This window comes from Rathayibacter sp. VKM Ac-2927 (genome assembly GCF_022815525.1).
Taxonomy (GTDB): Bacteria; Actinomycetota; Actinomycetes; order Actinomycetales; family Microbacteriaceae; genus Rathayibacter; species Rathayibacter festucae.
Genome location: NZ_JALGRT010000009.1, coordinates 170,795 through 193,209, shown reverse-complemented (window position 1 = coordinate 193,209; position 22,415 = coordinate 170,795). Strand labels below are relative to the sequence as shown.

Sequence of the window (22,415 nt, the reverse complement as noted above, 5' to 3'; positions counted from 1 at the left end):
CTTTACCTGGGCGGCGCGCTGATGCTGTTCGTCAGCACCCTCGTGCCCCAGCTCTTCGGCCGCGTCGCCGCGCAGGGATTCCCGCGCCCCGTCTCGATTCCTGGCGATCGGGGGCGGCAGTGCTCCCCTGGCGCCGGGGCGCGACCCGATCGCACTCCCGGCACCGGGACGATTCTAGGAGGATCGCTGAGGAGCACCCGGGAGTCGGTCGAGGATGTCACCCCTTCTACGACCCCCTTACTGGGGCCACGCACCGGGTTGCCAGGAGCGCTATGTTCGGCTGAGAACCACCCGACCACCGGGACCGGAGCGCACGAACCCTGTCGTGCCGCGCCGCCCCGACGCGAGGCCCCGCCTCGACCGATCTGCTCATCCTGGGAGCACGACGGTCACAGCGGTGCCGACGTGGCGACGATGCATCTCGGCCCCGAAACCGCGACGTCCTCCGAGCCCGCCCTGCAGTACCCCCCTTCCCTGTAAACCCGAAATGCAGGTTGATCCTTTGTATGCACCACTGGTGCGCGCCTCCAGCGCGCCCACACGGCTCCCTCCCTCCTCGAGACCCCGTCGCCTCCCCCCGGCGACCCGGCATACGAGCGGCGGTGAGAGCAGGAGACCGCGGTGACCGCCGTCTCCACCGCGGCCCCGACTCCTCAGCGCGATCCGCGCGCCCTCGTCCTCGTTCCGGCACCGCCGGCGGAGGCCTCGAGCTGGCGACGCCGATTCTCGCGGAGGGTCCTGGCCGCGGACGTCTTGGTCGTGCTCGGGTCCGTGTCGCTGGCCGCCGGCCTGCGCTCGACCGTCGAAGCGCGATCCGCCGAGGCGCGCTCGGCCGACCTCGTGGTCGCCGGCGTCCTCGGCACCCTCTGGGTCTGCTCCGTCCTCCTCGCCCAGCGGCGCCTCGCGCACCGCATCGGAGCGGGAGCGGACGAGTTCCGCCGTCTGCTCTCGGCGACGGTCGCGACGTTCGGCCTCGCCTCCGTCGCCTCGGTCCTCACCCACGTCGACCTGCCACGCGTGCACGTGCTGATCGCCCTGCCCGTCGGGCTCGGCGGGATGCTGGCGGCGCACGCCCTCAGCCGCGGGCACCTGGCCCGGGAGCGACGGGCCGGCCGTGCCCTGTCCCGGGTGATCGTCGTCGGCAGCGCCGGCGACGTGACGCACATCGTCACGCAGATCGACCGCCGGCGCGGCCGCGTCGAGTACGACGTCGTCGGCGTCGCGCTCTCGACCGGCGGTGAGCGCACGCTCCTCGCCGACCCGCGGCGCTCGATCACCGTGCGCGGCCGCTCGATCCCGGTCGTCGGAGCGATCGACACGATCGCCCAGGCGGTCGTCGAGCAGCGCGCCGACGCGGTCGTCGTGGCCGGTCAGGTGGACGGCGGCGACGCCTACCTCCGCCGGCTCTGCTGGGCGCTCGAGCCGTTCGCGGTCGAGCTGGTGCTCGCACCGGGGCTCAGCAGTGTCGCCGGACCGCGCATCCACTGGCGCCCGGTGGACGGTCTCCCGCTGATGCGGGTCGAGCCGCCGCGCTACTCCGGTCCGCGCCACGCGCTCAAGCGGGTGCTCGACGTGAGCGTCTCGGCCCTCGCCCTGCTGGTGCTCTCGCCGCTGCTGGCCGTGCTCGCGGTGATGATCCGCCGCGACAGCACCGGGCCCGCACTCTTCCGGCAGCAGCGGGTCGGCCGCGCCGGTCACCTCTTCACCATGCTCAAGTTCCGCTCGATGAGCATCGACGCGGAGTCGCGGCTGGCGGAGCTGAGCGCGGCGAACGAGGGCTCCGGCCTGCTGTTCAAGCTGCGCGACGATCCGCGGGTGACCCCGCTCGGCCGCGTGCTGCGGCGGTACTCGCTCGACGAGCTGCCCCAGTTCTGGAACGTGCTGCGCGGCAGCATGAGCCTGGTCGGACCGCGCCCGCCGCTGCTCAGCGAGGTGGAGCGCTACGACGACGTCGTGAACCGCCGCCTCTACATCAAGCCCGGCATCACCGGGCTCTGGCAGACCGGCGGCCGCTCCGAGCTCGACTGGGAGGACGGGATCCGACTCGACCTCTACTACGTCGAGAACTGGTCGCTGGCCGGCGACCTGCTCATCCTCTGGCGGACCCTGCGCGTGATGCTGCGCCCGGTCGGCGCGTACTGACGCACGACCGCTCCCCTCCTCTCCTCTCCCTCTCCTCCTCCGGCGCTCTCCCCGCCGTCCCCTCCCTCGGCGCGCCCTGACGCGCCGTCCCCACCCGTCCGCGCGCTCCTTCTCCCTGGTCGGAGCGCCCGGTCCCCTCGGCGTGCCCGCATGCCGCCCTCCTCACCCGAAGGAACCCGCCATGACCACCACCATCCCCTCCCGGAGGCTCCGCGTCGCGCTCGTCGGCGCCGGCTACTGGGGCCCGAACCTCGCCCGGAACTTCTCCGCCAGCGCCGACTGGGACCTGGTCGCGATCTGCGACCTCGACCCGGTCCGCGCGGAGGCCGTCTCCCGCGCCAACGGCTCCGTGCCGGTGCTGCGCTCGCTCTCGGACGTCCTCGACCTGCCGGGACTCGACGCCATCGCCATCGCCACGCCGGCGCGCACCCACCACGCGATCGCCATGGCGGCGATCGCCGCGGGACTGCACGTGCTGGTCGAGAAGCCGCTCGCCGACTCGAGCGTGCTCGGGATCGACATGGTGAACGCCGCCGAGCGCGCCGGTGTCGTGCTGATGGCCGACCACACCTACTGCTACACACCCGCCGTGCTGAAGATGAAGGAGCTGATCGCCGCCGGCTCGCTCGGCGACGTGCTCTTCGTCGACGCGGTGCGGATCAACCTCGGTCTGATCCAGCCCGACGTCGACGTGTTCTGGGACCTCGCCCCGCACGACCTGTCGATCCTCGACTTCATCATCCCCGGCGGCCTGCGCCCCGGGAACGTGGCCGCCCAGGGCTCCGACCCGCTCGGCTCCGGGCGCGCCTGCGTCGGCTACCTGACCGTCCCGCTCGGCCAGGGCGCCATCGCCAACGTTCACGTGAACTGGCTCAGCCCGACCAAGATCCGCCGGATGGTGATCGGCGGCTCGCGGCGCACGCTGGTCTGGGACGACGTGAACCCGCAGCAGCGGCTCAGCGTCTTCGACCGCGGCGTCGACCTCGGCACCTCGCTCCGCGGCGGGACCTCCCGCCACGACGCGGCGATCTCCTACCGCCTCGGCGACACCTGGTCGCCCGCCCTGCCCGAGCGCGAGCCGCTCGCCGACATGGTCACGGAGTTCGCGACCTCGATCTCGGAGCGCCGCGCGCCCCGCACCGACGGCCGCGCCGCCCTGCGCGTCCTCAGCGTCCTGGAGCAGGTCAGCGACCGGCTGCTCGACGCCGGCCAGGTCAGCCGCACCACCGCTCCGGCGGTCCGCCTGGAGGAGGCGTCGTGGCTGAGCTGACCCCCTCCCCCGTCTCGCTCGAGGGCGCCGAGGTCCTGGTGACCGGCGGTGCCGGCACCATCGGCTCGACGATCGTCGACCGCCTCCTCGACACCGGCGTCAGCCGGGTCGACGTCCTCGACAACCTCGTCCGCGGGCGCCGGCAGAACCTCGAGCACGCGCTCGCGGACGGCCGGGTCCGGCTGATCGAGGGCGACATCCGCGACCGCGCGACGGTCGACTCGGTCGTCCGCGGCAAGGACGTCGTCTTCCACCAGGCGGCGATCCGGATCACCCAGTGCGCGGAGGACCCGCGCCTGGCCTTCGACGTCCTCGCCCAGGGCTCCTTCACCGTCTTCGAGGCGGCGGCGGCGCACGGCGTGGGCCGGGTGGTGGCCGCGTCCAGCGCCTCCGTCTACGGACTCGCGACGCAGTTCCCCACTCCCGAGAGCAACAACCCCTACGCCAACGACACGATCTACGGCGCGGCGAAGGCCTTCTCCGAGGGCATGCTCACCAGCTTCGGCGCGATGAACGGCCTGCGCTCGACAGCGCTGCGCTACTTCAACGTCTACGGACCGCGGATGGACGTGCACGGCCTCTACACCGAGGTGCTCGTGCGCTGGATGGAGCGGATCGAGGCGGGCGTCCCGCCGCTGATCATGGGCGACGGCGCGCAGACGATGGACTTCGTGCACGTGGACGACGTCGCGCGGGCCAACGTGGTCGCGGCGACGGCGGGCCGCGACGGCGCCTTCAACATCGGCACGGGGGTCGAGACCAGCCTGCTGGAGCTCGCCCGCACGCTGCTGCACGTCATGGAGTCCGACCTCGACGTCGTCTTCGCACCGGCGCGCTCGGTCAACGGCGTCACCCGCCGCCTGGCCGACACCCGGGCGGCGCGCGACGAGCTCGGCTTCGTCACCGCGTACGACCTGGAGAGCGGTCTGCGCTCCCTGGTCGAGTGGTGGCGCGCCGAGCGGCTGGACGCCCCCGTCCTGAGCGGAGCGACCCGATGAGCGCGGCGAGCACCGGCGCGGCGAGCACCGGGCGCATCGACGTGATGCGCCCCTGGCTGGGCACCGAGGAGAGCGACGCGCTCGCCGAGGTGATCGCCTCCGGCTGGATCGCGCAGGGCCCCCGGGTCGCGCGCTTCGAGGCGGCCTTCGCCGAGGCGATGGGCGTCGGGCACGCGGTCGCGCTGTCCAGCTGCACCACGGCCCTGCACCTCGGGCTCGTGGTCGGCGGCGTGAGCGCCGGGGACGACGTCGTGGTCCCCTCCTTCTCCTTCATCGCGACCGCCAACGCGGTCGTGCACGCCGGCGGCCGGCCCGTCTTCGCCGACGTCGACCCGGTCACGGGCAACGTCACCGCGGAGACGATCGCCGCGGCGCTGACCCCGGCCACGCGCGCGGTGATCGCGGTCGACCAGGGCGGCGTGCCCGTCGACCTCGAGCCGATCCGCGCACTCTGCGACCCGCTCGGTGTCCTCGTCCTCGAGGACGCCGCCTGCGGCGCGGGCTCGCGCTACCGCGGCCGCTCCGTCGGCGCCGGCGCGGCTCTGACCGCCTGGTCGTTCCACCCGCGCAAGCTCCTCACCACCGGTGAGGGCGGGATGCTCACGACGGACGACGCGGACCTCGCGGCCCGAGCCCGCCGCCTGCGCGAGCACTCGATGTCCGTCTCCGCGGCGGACCGGCACGGCAGCGTGCTCGCCGCACCGGAGCACTACGACGAGGTCGGCTTCAACTTCCGGATGACCGATCTGCAGGCCGCCCTCGGCCTCGTGCAGCTCGACCGGCTGCCGGCACTGATCGAGCGCCGCCGGGCGCTCGCGGCCCGCTACGCGGCGGCCTTCGCCGACGTCCCGGGCCTGCGCACGGTGACCGACCCGGAGCACGGCACGAGCAACTTCCAGTCGTTCTGGATCGAGGTCGGCGACGACTACCCGCTCGAGCGCGACGGCCTGATGGCCGAGCTCGCCTCCCGCGACGTCTCCGCCCGCCGCGGCATCATGGCGGCCCACCGCCAGCCGCCGTACCGTGCGCACCCGAACGCGGACCGACTGCCCGTCACCGAGCGACTGACCGACCGGACGCTGATCCTGCCGCTCTTCCACGCCCTCACCGAGCAGGACCAGGACCGGGTGATCGAGGCCGTCCTGGCCCCGTCGCGCCTGGCCCGCGAGCACGAGACGGCGGTCCTCCGTGCGTGATCTGATCCTGGTCGGCGCGAGCGGACTGGCGCGCGAGACCCTCGCCCTCCTCTCCGTGAGCGGCAGCCACCGCGTCATCGGCGTGGTCGACGACGGCGCCGCGCGCTGGGGCACCGAGATCTCGGGAGTCCCCGTGATCGGCGGCCTCGACGCGATCGCCGAGCACCCCCGCGCCGAGATCGCCGTCTGCGTCGGCCACGGCAGCGGCCGGGCGCGCATCGTCGACCGCCTCCGCGCGCTCGGCGTGCACGACCACCGCTACGCCCGGATCGTGCACCCGGCCATCCACGTGCCCGACGACTGCCGGATCGGCGCGGGGAGCATCCTGCTCGCCGGCGTCGTGCTGACCGCCGATGTGGCGATCGGCCGGCACGTGGTGGCGATGCCGAACGTGACCCTCACCCACGGCGACCGCATCGGCTCGTTCGCCACGCTCTGCGCCGGGGTCACCCTCGGCGGCGGGGTGCGGGTGGGCGAGGAGGCGTACCTGGGCATGGGCGCCTCCGTCCGCGAGCGCTCGCGGATCGGCCGCCGGGCGACGCTCGGCATGGGCGCGGTGCTGCTGCGCGATCAGCCGGCCGGCGAGACCTGGCTCGGCGTGCCCGCGGCTCCGCGGATCGAGCCCGACGCCGTCCGGCGCACGGACAGCACCCTCGAAGGAGCGTCCGCATGAGCGCCGTCCGCGGGCACCGGTCGCCGGTGCTCCCCCTCTCCGGCCCGGCGCCGCTCGTCTCGGTCGTGATCGCGGCCGTCGACGGCGCATCTCCCCTCGCCGCGCTGGCGAGCGTCCTCGCGCAGCGCGGCGTCCGGCTGGACGTCGTCGTCGTGACGGACGCGGATCCGGTCGTCGACGACGAGCGCGTGCGCGTGCTCGAGGTGCCCGCCGGCCTCGGCACGATCGCCGCCCGCAACGCCGGGCTCGCGCTCGTCCGCGGCGAGTCCGTGCTGGTGCTGCCGAGCACCGACGCGCTCACCGCCGGGGCGCTCGAGCGGGCGGCGGCCCTGCTGGCCGCGCACCCGTGGGTGGGCGCCGTGCACGGCGACGCCGAGATCTCGGTCCGGCCCGCGACCGCGGCCACCGGGCGCGTGGAGTGGACGCTGTGGAGCGGGGCCGACTGGATCGAGCGCACGAGCCGGCACGGCTCCGACCTCCTGGTCGACCACGCCGTGCTGGTCCGCCGCTCGATCGCCGACGCTCTCGGCGGCTACGCCGAGGACCTCCCCCGCACCGCCGACCTCGACTACGGGCTGCGGCTCGCGGCGCTCGGCGGGATCGGCCGGATCAGCGGCGTCGTCCAGACCCGCTGCCACCCGCAGCCGAGCAGCGACCCGCTGGCGGAGCTGCGCGAGCGCCGGGGCACCATCGAGCACTTCTTCACCAGCGCCGGGCACGACTCCTCCGGCCGCCGGGCGCAGGGCGGGGACCGCCGCGCGAACGCCGGCCGCGCCCTCGCCCACGAGGCGATGGGCCGGGCGCTGCGCAGCCGCGCCTCGGCACGCCCCGAGGATCAGGCCGAGGGCGCCCGCTTCGCCTCGATCGCCGCCGAGTGCTGGCCGGCGGTCGTCGACACGGCCGAGTGGCGGCGGTTCGTCCGCGCCGGCGAGCGCGCGCGGAGGCCGCTCTCGTGACCGCCGTCGAGTCCCCTCCGGTCTCCGCGGGCCGGAGCCGCATCGCGTCGGCCCTGGGCTGGAGCGCGCTCAGCACGATCGCGCTCCGGCTCGGCAGCCTCGCCCTGGGCGTCGTGCTGGCCCGGCTGCTCGCTCCCGAGGCCTTCGGCGTCTACGCGCTCGCGCTCACCGTGCAGTCGGTGCTGATGGCGCTGTCCGACTTCGGACTCAGCACCGATCTGATCCGCTCGAGCGAGCCCGAGCGGCGCGCGCCGACCGTGGCCGTGCTCGGCCTGGTCCTCGGCGGGACTCTCGGCGCGGCGATGGCGGCCTCGGCGCCGATGATCGCCGCGGCGACGGGCTCGCCCGAGACGGCCGGCGTGCTGGCGGTCCTCGCGATCACCCTGCCGCTGGCCGGGGCAGGAGTCGTCCCCTACGCCGCGCTGCAGCGCCGCTTCGCCCAGCGGCCGCTCTTCCTGATCGCCGCCGTCGACTTCGTCGTCTCCACCGCGATCACCCTCGCGCTGCTCGCCGCCGGGACCGGGGTGCTGGCGCTCGCCGTCGCCCGCGTCGTCGCGCAGACCTGCACGATGGTGCTGCTCTTCGTCGCCGCCCGCGAGCGGCCGCGCCTGGGCTGGGACCGCTCGATCGCCCCCTCCGCGCTGCGCTTCGGCCTGCCGGTGGCGATCGCCAACCTGATCTCCTGGGGCGTGCTCGGCACCGACAAGGTGGTGATCGCCGGGCTGATCGATCCGGTGGCGCTGGGCTACTACGTCCTCGCGTTCAACATCTCGACCTGGCCGATGACCGCGGTGGGCCAGGTGGTCCGCTCCGTCGCGCTGCCCGCGTTCTCCCGGGCGCACGAGGACGGCCGCCCTCTGCCCGTCGCCGCGGCGACAGGGCTGACCTGGGCGCTCGCCGCTCCGCTCGGCGCGCTGCTCGCCGCCCTGGCCGCCCCGCTCGTGCACGTCGTCTACGGCGAGCGCTGGGCTCCCGCCGCGGCGGCGCTGGGGCTCCTCGGCGTCGTCGGCGCGCTGCGGGTGGTCGCCGATCTCTTCAGCTCGGCGGCACTCGCGAAGGGCGGCTCCGGTCGCGTCGCGATCGTGCAGGGCGTCTGGTTCGCGGCGCTCACGCTCGCGCTCGTCCCGGCGGTCCTGGGCGGCGGCTTCGTCGGCGCGGCCTGGGCGCAGATCGGGGTGGCCGCGCTCGTGGTCGGTCCCGTCTTCGCCTGGCTGCTGCGCTCGATCGACGTCGACCTGCGCGCCGTGGGCCGCTCCCTGCTGCCGCCGGCGCTCGCCGCGGCGGCCGCGGCCGGTGCCGCGCTGCTCGTCCCGATCGGCCTCGACGCCGTCGGCCTCGATGCCGACTGGCTCGCCCTCCTCGGGGGCGGCGCGACCGGCGGCGTCCTCTACCTCCTCCTCCTGCGGACCTGGCTGCTGCGCCGGGTCCGCGAGCTCACCTCCGACCGAAGGAACCCGTCATGACCACCGAGCCGATCGTCCCGCTCGCCGATCTGCACCTCCAGCACCTCGTCGTCGCCGACGTGATCCGGGAGGGCTTCGACCGCGTGCTCGCGGACTCGTCGTTCGTCCGCGGTCCGGACGTATCCCGCTTCGAGGAGGAGTTCGCCGCGTACTGCGACGTGCGGCACACCGTCGGCGTCGGCAACGGGACGGACGCGCTCGAGCTCGCCCTCCTGGCGCTCGACCTCGCACCCGGCGACGAGGTGCTCGTCCCCGCGAACACCTTCGTGGCGACCGCCGAGGCCGTCGTGCGCGCCGGCGCCCGGCCGGTTTTCGTCGACTGCGACGACGACTACCTGATCGACGTCGACTCGGCCGCGGAGGCCGTCACTCCCCGCACCCGCGCGGTGATGGCCGTGCACCTCTACGGGCAGTGCGCCCCGGTGGAGCGGCTGTCCGCCGCTCTCGGCGAGGAGGTGCGGATCGTCGAGGACGCGGCGCAGGCCCAGGGCGCCCGGCGCTTCGGCGCCCGCGCGGGCTCGCTCGGCGCCATCGCCGGCACCAGCTTCTACCCGGGCAAGAACCTCGGCGCCTACGGCGACGCGGGCGGAGTGATGACCGACGACGACGAGCTCGCCGCGGCCGTGCGCCGCCTCGGCAACCACGGCGGCCTCAGCGCCTACCGGCACGACGTGGTCGGCACGAACTCCCGGCTCGACTCGCTGCAGGCGGTCGTGCTGAGCGCGAAGCTCGCGCACCTGGACGAGTGGAACCAGCAGCGCCGCGACGCCGCCGCCCGCTACGCCGAGCTCCTCGACGGCGTCGACGGGCTGGTCCTCCCCCGCACCGCGCCGGGCAACGAGCACGTGCACCACCTCTACGTCGTGCGCACCCCGGAGCGGGAGCGCCTGCGCGCCGCGCTCGCGGAGGCCGGCGTCGCGACCGGAGTGCACTACCCGACCCCGGTGCACCTGCTGGCCCCGTTCCTCCCCGCCTCCGGCCGCCCGCGCTCGCTGCCGCGCGCCGAGGCGTTCGCCGGGCAGCTGCTGACGCTGCCGCTGTTCCCCGGCATCACGGCGGCGCAGCAGGAGTACGTGGCGGAGTCGCTGATCGCCGCGCTGCGGAGCACGACCTCCGCCGCCCCGAGCCCGGCGGGGGTGCTGTCGTGACGACCGCCGTCGCCGCGGGGACCCGGCGCGGTCGCACGGTGCCGGTCGAGGACGTCGACACCTCCGACGCCACCGTCTCGGTCCTCATCCCGCTGCACGACTACGCGCAGTTCCTGCCCGCCGCCGCGGCGAGCGCCCTCGGCCAGACGGGCGTCCGCGTGCAGCTGGTGATCGTCGACGACCGCTCCACCGACGACTCGCTCGCGGTGGCCCGCTCGATCGCGGCCGGCGACGACCGCGTCCTGGTGCTGGCGAACCCGCGGAACCTCGGTCCCGTCGGCAGCGTGCTCGCCGCGCTGGCCGTGGCGACCGGCGAGTTCTCCTGGTATCTCGACGCCGACGACGTGATCGCTCCGGGCGCCCTGGCCCGCGCGGTCGCCGTCGCCCGCGCGCACCCGTCGGTCGGGCTGGTCTACGGCCACCCCGTGCACTTCCCGGACGGGTCGGTGCTGCCGACCGCGCGGACGACTCCGACGTCGTGGCTGCTCTGGTCCGGCGGCGACTGGCTGCACGAGCGCTGCCGCACCGGGCTCAACGTGATCACGTCGCCCGAGGTGCTCGTGCGCCGGTCCGTCCTCGACCGCGTCGGCTGGCCCCGGCCGCTGCCGCACACCTACGACATGGAGCTCTGGCTGCGCCTCTCGGCCGCGTCCGACGTCGCCTACATCCAGGGCGTCGACCAGGCCTGGCACCGCGAGCACGCGGGCAGCCGCTCGGACACCGTGACGCCGCTGCACGACCTGCGCGAGCGCCTGCTCGCCTTCGAGACCTTCTTCGCCGATCCCGGCGGACCGCTCGAGCGGCGCGACGAGCTCGAGCACCTCGCCCGGCGGGCCCTCGCCCGCGACGCCCTCGTCAAGGGCGCGCAGCGCTTCGACAGCGGCGGCGCCACCGCGGCGGACCTCGAGGAGCACATCGGCTTCGCGCACCAGGTCTACGGCGACGCGGCCCGGCTGCCCGAGTGGGAGCGCCTGCAGTCGCGACTGCTGAGCGCGCCGAGCGACCGCTTCTCCCCGCGCTTCCTGCTGGAGCGGGTGCTGCGGCGCCTGCGCACCGACCGGTCCTGGCGCCGCTGGCACCGCGAGGGGAGCTTCTGATGCGCGCCTCCCGCGTCCCCCGCGAGCTCGTCCGGCGCCTGCGCAGCACCGGCGGCCGCGATCTGCTGCAGCGCGCCGTCCGCTCGCTCGGCGACCGCGTCGGCGTCCGCGAGCTCGACATGCCGCTGCTCCCCGGCGACATCGCCGACTCCGGTCTCCTCGATCTGCCCGGCGCCCCGGTCCGCGCCGAGGGCCCCGCGTCGATCGGCTGGATCTGCACCCCGCCCGACCGCGGCTCCGGCGGCCACACCACCCTGTTCCGGATGGTGCAGGGCCTGGTCGCGCGCGGCCACCGCTGCACCCTCTTCCTCTACGACCGGCACGGGGCCGACTTCGAGACCCGCGCCGCGATCATCCGCGCCGGCTGGCCGTGGCTCGACGTGGACATCCGCAGCGCCGACGACGGCGTCACCGGCGTGGACGCGGCCGTCGCGACCTCCTGGGAGACCGCGCACGTGCTCGCCACCCGAGGAACGGCGCCGATGGCCCGGCTGTACTTCGTGCAGGACTACGAGCCGTTCTTCCACCCGCGCGGGACCCTCGCGGCCCTGGCGGAGGACAGCTACCGGTTCGGCTTCCGCACGATCGCCCTCGGCGAGATGGTGCGCTCGCACCTCGACGCGCTCGGCGTCACGAGCGACCTCGCGCCGTTCGGCTGCGACACCACCACCTACACGCTGGACAACCCCGACGGCGAGCGCTCGGGCGTGGTGTTCTACGCCAAGCCCGCCGCCGACCGGCGCGGCTACCTGCTCGGCCGGCGGGCGCTCGCGCTCTTCCACGCCGAGCACCCCGAGGTGCCGATCCACGTCTACGGCACGGCGCCCGGAGCGTGGGACGTGCCGGTGATCGAGCACGGCACCCTCGCGCCGAGCGAGCTCGTCGCCCTCTACAACCGCTGCTCGGCCGGCATCGCCCTCTCCTTCACCAACATCTCGCTGGTGGCGGAGGAGCTGCTCGCCTGCGGCGCCGTCGCCGTGGTGAACGACGCCGTCGACGCCCGCGCGGACCTGCCGCACCCCGGCGCGAGCTGGGCCCGCCCGACTCCGGCGGGCATCGCGGAGGCGCTCGGCCGCGCGGTCGACGCCGCCCGTCCCGGCCGCGAGGTCGCCACCGGCGTCCGGCACGGCTGGGGCGTCGCCCAGGAGGTCGTCGAGCGCGTCGTCCTCGACGAGCTCGCCCGGACGACCCTCGCCGGCCCGGCACGCACCGCGGCCGCGGCCCCCGCCCCCGCACTCGTCCCCTCACTCGCCCCCGCACGATCGGAGAGCTGACCCATGACCCTCGAAACCCACCGCCGGGTCGTCCTCGGCGGCAGCCCCGTCGATCTCGCCCGGCACGAGGAGGCGGTCCGCACCATCGCGGACCGCGCCGCCGCCCTGCACGACGCGCCGCTGGGCGTCCTCTCCGTGAACGTCGACCACGTCAACCACTTCGGCCACGGCGGACGCTGGCAGCACGTGCTCGAGCGTCGCGCCCTGCCGGTCGCCGAGGCGCCGACCCTCGTCCTGGTCCCCGTGGCCGAGGGCGAGACCGAGTGGACCGACGCGCCGCTGGACGTCCCGGCCCGCCCGGTCGAGTGGCTCTCGCTCATCGACGGCAGCCCGATCGCCAAGCAGGCCGAGCGCCTCACCGGCGTCTCCTGGCCGCGCCTGGCCGGCAGCGACCTGATCGGGCCGCTGCTGGACCGCGCCGCGACCGACGGCGTGCGCGTCGGCGTGCTCGGCGGCTCCGAGGTCGCCCAGTCGCGGCTGCGCGCCCGCCTGTCCGAGGAGCGGCCCGACCTGGTGATGGCCGGGCTCTGGTCGCCCTCCCGGGCCGAGCTCGCCGACCCCGCCGCCAACGCCGCGCTGGTCGAGTCGATCCGCGGCGCGCGGGTCGACCTGCTCATCGTCGGACTCGGCAAGCCCCGCCAGGAGCTCTGGATCGACGAGCACGGCCCGCGCACCGGCGCGCACGTGCTGCTGGCCTTCGGCGCGGCCGTCGACTTCCTCGGCGGCTCCGTCCGCCGCGCCCCGCAGTGGGTCGCCGACCGCGGCGTGGAGTGGCTCTGGCGCCTCGCCCTCGAGCCGCGCCGCCTCGCGCGCCGCTATCTCGTCGAGGGGCCGCTCGCCTACGCGAGTCTGCGCCGGCACAGCTCGACCACCCCGCAGCGCGGCCCCGTGCTCGGCAGGGCCGCGCAGCCCGCCGCTCCGTCCCCCGTGCTGCCCGTGGTCCTGCCCGGCGGGAGCGCCCGCTTCGTCGGAGCCGGCGAGCGCGCCGACGTCGCCGCCCTCGTCGTCAGCTACCGCTCGGCCGCGACGATGGAGCGCCTGCTGACGAGCCTGCGCGCGGAGGCCGCGACCGGCGTCCGGATCCGCGTGGTCGTCGTCGACAACGCCTCCGACGACGGCTCGCTCGCCCTCGCGGCGGCGCACTCCGACGTCGTCGCCGTCGACGCGGGCGCCAACGTCGGCTACGCGGCCGCGATCAACATCGCCCGGCGGCACGCGGGCGACGCGGGCGCGCTGCTCGTGCTGAACCCCGATCTGGTCGTGCTGCCCGGTGCCGTCTCGACGCTGCTGGCGCGGATGGACTCCTCCTCCGCGGGCATCGTGGTGCCGCTCCTGCTCGACGCCGCGGGCGCCCCGTCGCGCTCGCTCCGCCGCGAGCCGACCCGGCTGCGCGCCCTCGGCGACGCACTGCTCGGCGACAAGGTCCTCGACCGCCCCGCGTTCTCCAGCGAGACCGACAGCGACCCGGAGAGCTACCGGCACGCCCACCGGATCGACTGGGCGACCGGCGCCGCGATGCTGATCGACGCGCTGGTCGCCGCCCGCCTCGGCGACTGGGACGAGCGGTTCTTCCTCTACTCCGAGGAGACGGACTACTTCCGCCGCGCCCGCGACCTCGGCGCCGAGGCCTGGTTCGAGCCCGCCGCGCAGGTCGTGCACGACGGCGGCGGCTCCGGTTCCTCCACCGCCCTCGCCGCGCTGCTCGCCGTGAACCGGGTGCGCTACGTGCAGAAGTTCCACGGCGCGCTGTACTCGAGCACCTTCCGCCTCGTCGTGCTGGCGGCGGAGTCGGCCCGCAGCGCCCTCCCCGGCGCCCGAGGCCGCGAGCACCGGCACGCGGCCCTCGCGCTCGCGGTCGGCGCCCGGCTCGCCTCACTCCCCTCCGGCTCGCTCGCCCGCCCGCTCGCCGCACCGCACCCGAGCGGCTCGGTCGTCGTCCCCGCGCACGACGAGGAGGCGGTGATCGCCCGCACCCTGGCGCCGCTGGCCGCCGCCGCTGCGAGCGGAGCCCTGGAGGTGATCGTCGTCTGCAACGCCTGCACCGACGCCACCGCCGAGATCGCGCGCGGCTTCGCCGGCGTCACCGTGGTTGAGATCGCCGAGGCGTCCAAGACCGCGGCCCTCAACGCGGGCGACGCGGTGGCCGCCACCTGGCCGCGCCTCTACCTCGACGCCGACGTCGGCGTCACGGCGGACGCGGTCTGGAACGTCTTCGACGCGGTCACCCGCGGCGGGCTGCTCGCCGCCCGGCCGACGGCGGTCTACGACGCGACCGGAGCCGACCCGCTGGTCCGCGCCTACTACCGCGCCCGCTCGCGCACGGCCTCGCTGCACACTGCGCTCTGGGGGGCCGGCGGCTACGCCGTCAGCGGCCCGGGACACGAGCGGATCGGGACATTCCCCGCGCTGATCGCCGACGACGAGTTCGTCGACGGCCGGTTCTCCGTCGCCGAGCGCGCCGTCGTCGCCACCGCCCCGGCAGTGGTGCAGGTGCCCCGGAGCGCGACCAGCCTGCTCGGCGTCCTGCGCCGCACCCAGCGCGGCAGCGCGCAGCTGGCGGCGGCGACCCCCGGCGGCGAGCGCCGCTCGTCCCGCACGGCCGTGCAGGTGCTGCGGGCCGCCCGGGGTCCGCTCGAGCTCGCCGACGCCGCCGTCTACCTCTGCTTCGCCCTCGCCAGCCGGCTGCCGGAGCGGCAGGCGGCGGGCTGGACCCGCGACGAGACCACCCGCCGGGCCTCCTCCGCGCAGTCGGGGGCCTGACCCGTGGCCGTCATGATCGAGCGGACCGGGCCACCGACGCTGCTGCGCCTGGTCGCCTACGCGCTGTTCCTCTTCCCCGCGGATCAGGTGCTCGCTCCCCTGGGCGCGTCCGGCTCGGTCGCGATGGTGCTCGCGCTGCTGCTCACCGGCGCGTGGGCGGCGTCGGCCCTGCTGGGGCTGCACGACCCGATCCCGATGCGCCACCCGGGGCGGGCCGCGCTCACCCTGCTGCTGCTCGTGAGCATCGCGTCCTACGTCCGCTACGCCGTCAACGACACCATCCCGCGCACCGGCGAGGGGCAGCTCAGCGCCGACCGCTGGCTGCTGCTGCTGCTCGCCTCCGCCGGGATCGCCCTGGTCACCACCCAGAGCGTGCGCTCCCTCGAGGACGCGCGGGTGCTGCTCGGCTCGCTCGTGAACGCGGCGTCGTTCTGCGCGATCGTGGCGATCATCCAGTTCACCGCCCACGTCGACCCGGTCGAGTGGATCCGGAGCGTCATGGTCGGCTTCGTCGACAACGGCGGCAGCACGCCGTTCCAGGACCGGGACGGGCTCACCCGGGTGGCGGGCACCACCTTCCACCCGATCGAGCTCGCGGTCGTCTCGGCGATGCTCCTGCCGCTCGCCGTCTGGCGGCTGCTGTACGACCGGACGTCTCCGCGGTTCCTCCGCGCCGCCTCCTGCGTGCTGCTGGTCGTCGCCCTGGCGCTGACGGTCTCGCGGTCGGGGGTGCTCTCCCTGGTGGTGGGCGCAGTCGTCTGCGCGGTCTTCCTGCCCGCGTACGCCCGGCGGTGGGGCTACGTGATCGCGCCCGTCGCCGTCGCGGCGTTCTTCGTGACCACCCCGGGTCTGCTCGGCACTCTCACCGGCTCGATCGGCGCGGGCACCAGCGACTCCTCGATCACCAACCGCCTCGACAACTACCCGCGCGTGGCGGCCCTCGTCGCGCACCAGCCCCTGCTGGGCACCGGCCCGGGCACCTACCTCCCGGACAGCGCCCTGCTCATCCTCGACAACCAGTACCTCGGCGCCGCCATCACGCTCGGCCTCCTCGGCGCCGTCGCGGTGCTCGCCTACTTCGGCGTCCCGGCCCTCTTCGGGCTGGTCGCTGCCCAGTTCGCCCGGGACCCGCGCCTGCGCGCCCTGACCGGGAGCGTCGCCGCCTCCGCGACGGTCGCCGCGGTCGCCTCCGCCACCTTCGACTCACTGGGCTTCCCGGTGTTCGCCCTGCTGTACCCGTTCGTGCTCGGCCTGTCCGGGAGCTGCTGGCTCCTGGTCCGCGCCGAGCTCGGACTCCCCTCCGCCCTGAGCACGGACGCCTCCGTCCCCGCCCGCGGCGCGATCGATCACGTCCCAGAAAGGCTGTCCTGATGGACCCCGTCTCCGTTCTCCGCACCCTCTGGCGCCACCGGCTCCTCGCCGGCGTCGTCCTCGTGCTCACCGTCGCCGCGATGGCCTACGTCCTCGTCCTCTCACCGCGCACCTACGCCTCGACCGCGACCTACGCGCTGGTCAATCCGAAGCTGCCCTCCACCGCGGAGCTGGAGGCCGACCCGGCCCTCGCCGCGCTGAACTCCGACAACCCGTACCTGCGCTCCTCGGACAACTCGCTCGCCGCCCAGGTGCTCGTCACCGTGATGAACAGCGACGACACCGCGGACGCGCTCGCCGCGCAGGGTCTCAGCACCCAGTTCGCGGTCGAGCGCTCGGCCTGGGCCGGCCAGGGGCTGCTGCTGAGCGTGACCGCCGACGCACCGACGGCCGACGGCTCGCTCGCCACGACGACGGCGCTCGGCGACCGGCTCGTCGACACGCTGCGCAGCATGCAGACGATCAACGGCGCGGACGACCGCTACCTCTTCACCGCGCTCGAGGTGCAGACGCCCGGCAAGGCCGTCGAGCAGATCTCGGACCGGCTCCGTGCGGTGATCATGGTCGCCGTCGGCGGCGTGGTGCTGCTCTTCGGCGCGATCTCGATCGCCCGCGCGGTCGACGGCCGGCGCGCCGGACGACGGGGCGCCGCGGCCGGCACCTCGACGGCGGCGGCACCGTCTCCGCGCCTCCCGATCGCCGCGCCGAGCGCGACGACCTCCGCGCACGACGCCCCGCCCGCCTTCCGCGCCGCCCCGCACGCCGGGCACAGCACCCCGCCCGCCCTGGTCCGGCACCGCGACCCCGTCCCCGAGCGGAGCGGGCTCACCCCGCACCGCGGCTGAGCGGGCCGCGGCGCCGGACGCCGTGCGGGCCGGGCCCGGTGCGGGGCAGGCGCGGACCTCAGACCCGGCTCAGCACCCCGTCGCGCTCGACGTACTCCTCGCCGGTCTCCGGGCAGCGCCAGAGAGCGCCGTCCGCACCGTCTCCGGCCGCCTCGAGTCGCGCACCGGCCCGCCCGACCCAGCCGACCCGCCGGGCGGGCACGCCGACCACGAGGGCGAAGGGCGGCACGTCGGCTGCCACCACGGCGCCGGCCGCGACCATCGCCCAGGCACCGATGCGCACCGGAGCGACGCAGACGGCCCGGGCGCCGATCGCCGCGCCCTCCTCCACCACGACCCCGACGGCGTGCCAGTCGTCCGCCGACTTCAGCGCCCCGTCCGGAGTGACGGCGCGGGGCCGCAGGTCGTTCGTGAACACCACGGCGGGGCCGACGAACACCCCGTCGCCGAGCACGGCCGGCTCGTAGACGAGCGCGTGGTTCTGGATCTTGCAGCGGTCGCCGACCACGACGCCGGGGCCGAGGTAGGCGCCCCGGCCGATCACGCAGTCCCGGCCCACCCGGGCCCGCTCGCGCACCTGGGCCAGGTGCCAGACCAGCGTCCCGTCGCCGACCTCGGCGCGCGGATCGACGTCCGCCGACGCCTCGACGCGCGCCGGCCGCAGCGAGCGCCCGAAGCAGACCGAGTGCTCCGAGCCGAGGTAGGAGCCGAACAGCGGGATCGGCGCGTAGCCCTGCCGGGTGTAGAACCGGATCGCGTCCGGCTGCAGCGTGCCCGTCTCCAGCACCAGGCGGACCGCCCCGCGCTCGCGGGCCCTGTCCTCCAGCGCGGCGAGCACGGCCGCGGCGACTCCGGAGCCGCGGGCGGACCGGTCGACGAACATCCGCTTCACCTCGACGACGTCCGGCCCGAGCACCGAGTCCGGCAGCGGGCGCAGCCCGCCGCAGGCCACGGCGGCGCCGCCCTCGTCGACGGCGACGAGGAACACCGGCACGTCGTCGGCGGACGGCGGCGTCCCCGGCTCGTGGTCGTCCGAGCCGTAGCGCTCGTCCAGCTCGACCCGCTGCGCCGACCGCAGGCTCTCGGCCCGGGGGTCCGCCCACTCGACCTCGACGATGCTCCAGCCCATGGCTCCTCCTCCGGCGACCGCGCGGCGAGCCCGCTCGACGGGTCCATCCTGCCCTGCGCCGCGGTCCCGCACCGCGCGGCGACCCGGCGGGACCGCGCTCCCGGTCCCGCCGCCCGGCCGCACTGCTCCGCGCCGCCGTCCTAGAATCAGCGCATGCCCGACGACTCCGCCCCTCTTCCCGCGCCCGGCTGGTACCCGCACCCCGCCGACCTCGGTGCCGAGCTCTACTGGGACGGAGCGGCCTGGACGGATCGCTCGCGCCCCGCCGCGCCGCCCGCTCCCGCCTACGGGACGCCCGAACCCGAGCAGCCCGCCACCCCCGGCTACGGAGCCGCGCCCGGGTACGGGGCCGCTCCCGGCTACGGCGCCGCCCCGCAGTACCCGGTCACCCCGGGCTCCGGACCGGCCCCCGGCTACGGCCCGGCCGCCGGCTACGGCGCCGCCCCCGCACGCCGCAACTCCCTCGCGATCGCGAGCCTCGTCCTCGGCATCGCCAGCATCCTGATCAACCCGCTGCTCGTCCCGTCGATCCTCGCGATCGTCTTCGGCGTCCGCGGCCGGGCCGCCTCCGCGCAGCTCGGCGGCCGCGGCTTCGCCACCGCGGGCCTGATCACCGGTGTCATCGGCATCGTCTTCGGAGTGCTGTCCTTCCTGGCACGCGCCGCCGGGCTCTCCAGCTGACCGGCGTGACGAGGCGGAGCGCCCCCTGGCTCTTCGTCGTCGCCGTCGCCCTGGTCGCGCTGGTCCTCCGCGGCCCGATCGTGGCCGTGGCTCCCGTCATCGACGCGATCCGCGACGACCTCGCGCTCTCCTCCGGCCAGGCGGGAGTCCTCACCAGCATCCCGGTGCTCTGCTTCGCCCTGGCCACGCCGCTGGCCCTGCTCGTGATCCGCCGGGTCGGGCCGGACGCCGCGGTGACCGTCACCGTGCTCGGCGTCGCCCTCGGCACGATCCTGCGCTCGGCCGGAGACGTGGTCTCCGTGGTCGCCGGCACCATCCTCATCGGCGTCTTCATCACCATCGGCAACGTCGTGGTCCCCGTCGTCATCCGCCGCGACGTCGCACCCGAGCGCGTCGATCTCACGACCGGCGTCTACACCGCCGCGCTCAACATCGGCTCGACCATCACCTCGCTCGGCACCGCGCCGCTCGCCCTCGTCCTCGGCTGGCGCGGCGCCCTGCTCGCCTGGCTGGTGCTCAACGTCCTGGCCGTCGCCGGCTGGCTGCTCGCCCGCGGACCCGCCCGGGCCCTCCGCCCCGCCCCGCGCCCGCCGGCCGCGCGCGGACCGCAGGAGCCGGCGCCCCGGATCTGGCGCAGCGCCACCGTGCTCGCGCTCGCGGTCTGCTTCGCCAGCCAGGCCTTCTCCTACTACGGCGTCACCGCCTGGCTGCCCTCGCTCCTGGTCGACCGCAACGGCTTCTCGATCGAGGCGGCCGGAGCGAGCTCCTCCGTCTTCCAGATCGCCGCGATCATCGGCGCGATCGGCGTCCCGCTGGTGGTGCGCCGGCTCCGGCCGCTCGGCAGCATCGTCCTGATCGGCCTGCTCTGGTGCACCGTCCCGCTCGGCCTGCTGCTCGCCCCGCAGCTCTGGGCGCTGTGGTGCCTGCTCGGCGGCGCGGCGCAGGGCGGCGGCATCACCGTCGTCTTCGTCCTGCTCGTGCGCCTCTCCCGCTCCGACCGGCACGCCTCCCGGCTCTCCGCCACCGTGCAGGGCCTCGGCTACGCCGTCGCGGCCACCGCCCCGACCGTGGTCGGCCTCGCGCACGACGCCAGCGGCGGCTGGAACGCCCCGCTGCTGATCGTGCTCACCGCGACCTGCTCCTTCCTGGCCTTCGGGATCCTCGCCGCGAGCCGCCAGGGCCGCACCGCCTGAGGCACCGTCTGAGGCGCCGTCGCGGGAGCACGGCCCGCGGCCACCCGGTCGAGGGCGCTGTCTGAGAGCGCTCCCCTCCCGGATCGGACGGCGCGGCGTCAAGGGGCCACCGTTCTCCCGCGCGGGGCAATAGCGTGGCGGCATGGCCGAGAAGAGCACGACCCGCGAGAAGACCGCGCCCGAGCCCGACGACGCGCGCAAGCCGGACGACGTCACCGACATCACCAAGCGCTCCTGGTTCTACGTCCTGAAGAAGACCGGACGCGAGTTCGGCGCCGACCAGTGCACCGACCTCGCCGCCGCCCTCACCTACTACGCCGTGCTGGCGCTGTTCCCGGCGCTGCTCGCCATCGTCTCCGTCCTCGGCCTCTTCGGCCAGGCGCAGGCGACCACGCAGACCGTGCTCGACCTGGTCGGGAACCTGGCCTCCGCCGAGGTCGTCGACCTGCTGCGCGATCCGATCCAGTCGCTGGTCAACTCGCCGGCCGCCGGCGTCGCCTTCGTCACCGGTCTCGTCGGCGCGCTCTGGTCCGCCTCCGGCTACGTCGGCGCCTTCGGCCGCGCGATGAACCGCGTCTACGAGATCGACGAGGGCCGCCCGTTCTGGAAGCTGCGCCCGACCATGCTCGGCGTCACCGTCGTCACCGTGATCCTCATCGTCGTCGCCGCGCTCATCCTGGTGCTGAGCGGCCCGGTCGCCACCGCCGTCGGCGACGTCGTCGGTCTCGGCCCCGCCGCGCTGTCGGTCTGGAACATCGCCAAGTGGCCGGTGCTGGTGATCATCGCGGTGCTGACCATCGCGATCCTCTACTACTGGGCGCCGAACATCCGTCAGCCGAAGTTCCGCTGGATCAGTGTCGGCTCGATCCTCGCGCTCGCCATCTGGCTGCTCGCCTCGGTCGGCTTCGCCTTCTACGTCGCCAACTTCTCCAACTACAACAAGACCTACGGCTCGCTCGGTGGCGTGATCGTCTTCCTGCTCTGGATCTGGATCACCAACATCGCCCTGCTCTTCGGCGCCGAGTTCGACGCCGAGCTCGAGCGCGGCCGCGAGCTCCAGGCCGGCATCGAGGCGGAGGAGACCATCCAGCTGCCCCCGCGCGACACCGCCGCGAGCGACAAGAAGGCCGCGGTCCACGAGAAGGACGTCCGCGACGGCCGCTGGCTGCGGCTCTCCAGCGAGAACCGCGGCCAGAAGGGCCCCTCGCAGGACGACGAGGCCGCGAAGGACTCCGAGAAGGCGGCCGCGAAGGACTGAGACACCCGCGGACATGCTGGTCGAGCAACCGCAGCAGGCGGCGCCACGAGCTCATGCTGGTCGAGGAGCCCCGCAGGGGCGAATCGAGACCCACCGCACTCAGCACACCAGCTCCGCGGACTCCTGATCCGACGCCGGCGGATCTCGATACGCCCGCTCCGCGGGCTGCTCGATCAGCATGGCCGAGCTCCCGAGTCGCACTCGGTTCAGGACTCGAGCCGCCACAGCTCCCGGTAGTACTGCGCCCGCTCCTCGTCCGGCTCGATCCCGTACTCGCGGAGCAGCAGCGGCCCCCAGCCCTCGCCGTAGTTCCAGCCGAGGCTGACCGCCGCGACCGAGAGATCCGCCCAGCGGTCGCCCACGCCGAGATCGCCCACGTCGACGGAGGCGCACCAGCGGCCGTCGCTGCCGATCAGGGTGTTCGGCGCGCAGGCGTCCCCGTGCACGACGACGGGCTCGTCCAGCGCCGGAGCCGCACCGAGCGCCGTGGGCCGCCGGTCGAACCACGAGTCCCCCCGCAGCCCAGCAGGCACGTCAACGACCGGCAGCGCGTGCACCGCCCGCAGTGCCGCCGCGATCGCCCGCACCGCCTCCTCCGGCCGCGCGATCCACTCCGGAGCGACCGCGCTCGCGCCGTCGAGCGGCGCCGTCAGCAGCCACTGCGCCTCGGCGTCCTCGCCGCGCTCGAGGATCCTCGGCACCGGATGCCGTCCGGCGAGCCACTCGAGCCGCACCGCCTCCCGCCCGAGGTCGACGTCGCTCGCCCGCGGATTCCACTTCAGGTACCCGTCCCGCACCCGGAAGGTCAGCCCGTCCAGCTGGTTCCGCCACACCAGCTCCGGCGCGACTCCCCCGTTGAGCGCGATCGCCACCTCGGGCACCCGCACCCCGACCATCGACGTCTGCCTGCTCAGATCCGGCCCGCTCACCCCTCCACCCTCCCGCGAGATGCCACTTGTGC

At 75.1% G+C, this 22,415-nt stretch carries 18 protein-coding genes and 1 pseudogene; 16 read left to right on the top strand and 3 right to left on the bottom strand.

What is annotated here, in order from left to right; genetic code table 11:
* Positions 1–621 precede the first annotated feature (621 nt).
* From MT353_RS21295 to MT353_RS21235, 13 genes are all read left to right on the top strand, one after another.
* Positions 622–2,142, top strand: a complete 1,521-nt coding sequence (locus MT353_RS21295; protein WP_243599926.1) for a sugar transferase — start codon at positions 622–624, stop codon at positions 2,140–2,142.
* Between the two features lie 181 nt (positions 2,143–2,323).
* Positions 2,324–3,412 carry a Gfo/Idh/MocA family protein gene (locus tag MT353_RS21290; protein ID WP_123733029.1) on the top strand — a complete coding sequence of 363 codons (1,089 nt, stop codon included), beginning with the start codon at positions 2,324–2,326 and terminating at the stop codon, positions 3,410–3,412.
* Positions 3,400–4,410, top strand: a complete 1,011-nt coding sequence (locus MT353_RS21285) for an NAD-dependent epimerase/dehydratase family protein (RefSeq protein WP_243625855.1) — start codon at positions 3,400–3,402, stop codon at positions 4,408–4,410. The genes MT353_RS21290 and MT353_RS21285 overlap by 13 nt, the downstream gene beginning before the upstream one ends.
* A complete protein-coding gene (locus tag MT353_RS21280; protein WP_243625854.1) occupies positions 4,407–5,606 on the top strand; it encodes a DegT/DnrJ/EryC1/StrS aminotransferase family protein in 1,200 nt (399 codons plus the stop codon). Before MT353_RS21285 ends, MT353_RS21280 begins: the two co-directional genes overlap by 4 nt.
* Complete coding sequence (locus tag MT353_RS21275; RefSeq protein ID WP_243599923.1) at positions 5,599–6,279, top strand: NeuD/PglB/VioB family sugar acetyltransferase; 681 nt, start codon at positions 5,599–5,601, stop codon at positions 6,277–6,279. Before MT353_RS21280 ends, MT353_RS21275 begins: the two co-directional genes overlap by 8 nt.
* The gene (locus tag MT353_RS21270) at positions 6,276–7,235 is read left to right on the top strand and encodes a glycosyltransferase family 2 protein (RefSeq protein ID WP_243625853.1); all 960 of its coding nucleotides are present in this window, start codon (positions 6,276–6,278) and stop codon (positions 7,233–7,235) included. The genes MT353_RS21275 and MT353_RS21270 overlap by 4 nt, the downstream gene beginning before the upstream one ends.
* Complete coding sequence (locus MT353_RS21265; RefSeq protein ID WP_243625852.1) at positions 7,232–8,698, top strand: oligosaccharide flippase family protein; 1,467 nt, start codon at positions 7,232–7,234, stop codon at positions 8,696–8,698. Before MT353_RS21270 ends, MT353_RS21265 begins: the two co-directional genes overlap by 4 nt.
* Positions 8,695–9,846: a DegT/DnrJ/EryC1/StrS aminotransferase family protein gene (locus tag MT353_RS21260; RefSeq protein WP_243625851.1), complete on the top strand. Its 1,152-nt coding sequence runs from the start codon at positions 8,695–8,697 to the stop codon at positions 9,844–9,846. The genes MT353_RS21265 and MT353_RS21260 overlap by 4 nt, the downstream gene beginning before the upstream one ends.
* Positions 9,843–10,943, top strand: coding sequence for a glycosyltransferase family A protein (locus tag MT353_RS21255; protein WP_243625850.1), 1,101 nt, complete (start codon positions 9,843–9,845; stop codon positions 10,941–10,943). Before MT353_RS21260 ends, MT353_RS21255 begins: the two co-directional genes overlap by 4 nt.
* Complete coding sequence (locus MT353_RS21250; protein WP_243625849.1) at positions 10,943–12,217, top strand: glycosyltransferase family 1 protein; 1,275 nt, start codon at positions 10,943–10,945, stop codon at positions 12,215–12,217. The genes MT353_RS21255 and MT353_RS21250 overlap by 1 nt, the downstream gene beginning before the upstream one ends.
* A gap of 3 nt (positions 12,218–12,220) precedes the next feature.
* Complete coding sequence (locus tag MT353_RS21245) at positions 12,221–14,977, top strand: WecB/TagA/CpsF family glycosyltransferase (protein ID WP_243625848.1); 2,757 nt, start codon at positions 12,221–12,223, stop codon at positions 14,975–14,977.
* Between the two features lie 12 nt (positions 14,978–14,989).
* Entirely contained in the window at positions 14,990–16,348 is a 1,359-nt protein-coding gene (locus MT353_RS21240) for an O-antigen ligase (RefSeq protein ID WP_243625847.1), read from the top strand.
* Positions 16,348–17,193, top strand: coding sequence for a chain-length determining protein (locus tag MT353_RS21235; RefSeq protein ID WP_243625846.1), 846 nt, complete (start codon positions 16,348–16,350; stop codon positions 17,191–17,193). The genes MT353_RS21240 and MT353_RS21235 overlap by 1 nt, the downstream gene beginning before the upstream one ends.
* A 58-nt stretch (positions 17,194–17,251) precedes the next feature.
* Here the strand turns inward: MT353_RS21235 and MT353_RS21230 are convergent, their stop codons facing one another.
* Both MT353_RS21230 and MT353_RS21225 read right to left on the bottom strand, forming a co-directional pair.
* Positions 17,252–17,857, bottom strand: a complete 606-nt coding sequence (locus MT353_RS21230) for an acyltransferase (RefSeq protein WP_243600277.1) — start codon at positions 17,855–17,857, stop codon at positions 17,252–17,254.
* Between the two features lie 72 nt (positions 17,858–17,929).
* A pseudogene (locus MT353_RS21225) lies at positions 17,930–18,322 on the bottom strand (GNAT family N-acetyltransferase); the annotation flags it as partial.
* 153 nt (positions 18,323–18,475) lie between these two features.
* Between MT353_RS21225 and MT353_RS21220 the strand changes: the two are divergent.
* From MT353_RS21220 to MT353_RS21210, 3 genes are all read left to right on the top strand, one after another.
* A complete protein-coding gene (locus MT353_RS21220; RefSeq protein ID WP_132436317.1) occupies positions 18,476–19,003 on the top strand; it encodes a DUF4190 domain-containing protein in 528 nt (175 codons plus the stop codon).
* A 5-nt stretch (positions 19,004–19,008) separates the two neighbouring features.
* Positions 19,009–20,196 carry a CynX/NimT family MFS transporter gene (locus MT353_RS21215; RefSeq protein ID WP_243625845.1) on the top strand — a complete coding sequence of 396 codons (1,188 nt, stop codon included), beginning with the start codon at positions 19,009–19,011 and terminating at the stop codon, positions 20,194–20,196.
* 142 nt (positions 20,197–20,338) lie between these two features.
* Positions 20,339–21,454, top strand: coding sequence for a YihY/virulence factor BrkB family protein (locus MT353_RS21210; RefSeq protein WP_123735867.1), 1,116 nt, complete (start codon positions 20,339–20,341; stop codon positions 21,452–21,454).
* Positions 21,455–21,660: 206 nt separating this feature from the next.
* Here MT353_RS21210 and MT353_RS21205 read toward each other — a convergent pair whose 3' ends face one another.
* Positions 21,661–22,383: an aminoglycoside 3'-phosphotransferase gene (locus MT353_RS21205; protein WP_243625844.1), complete on the bottom strand. Its 723-nt coding sequence runs from the start codon at positions 22,381–22,383 to the stop codon at positions 21,661–21,663.
* Positions 22,384–22,415 lie beyond the last annotated feature (32 nt).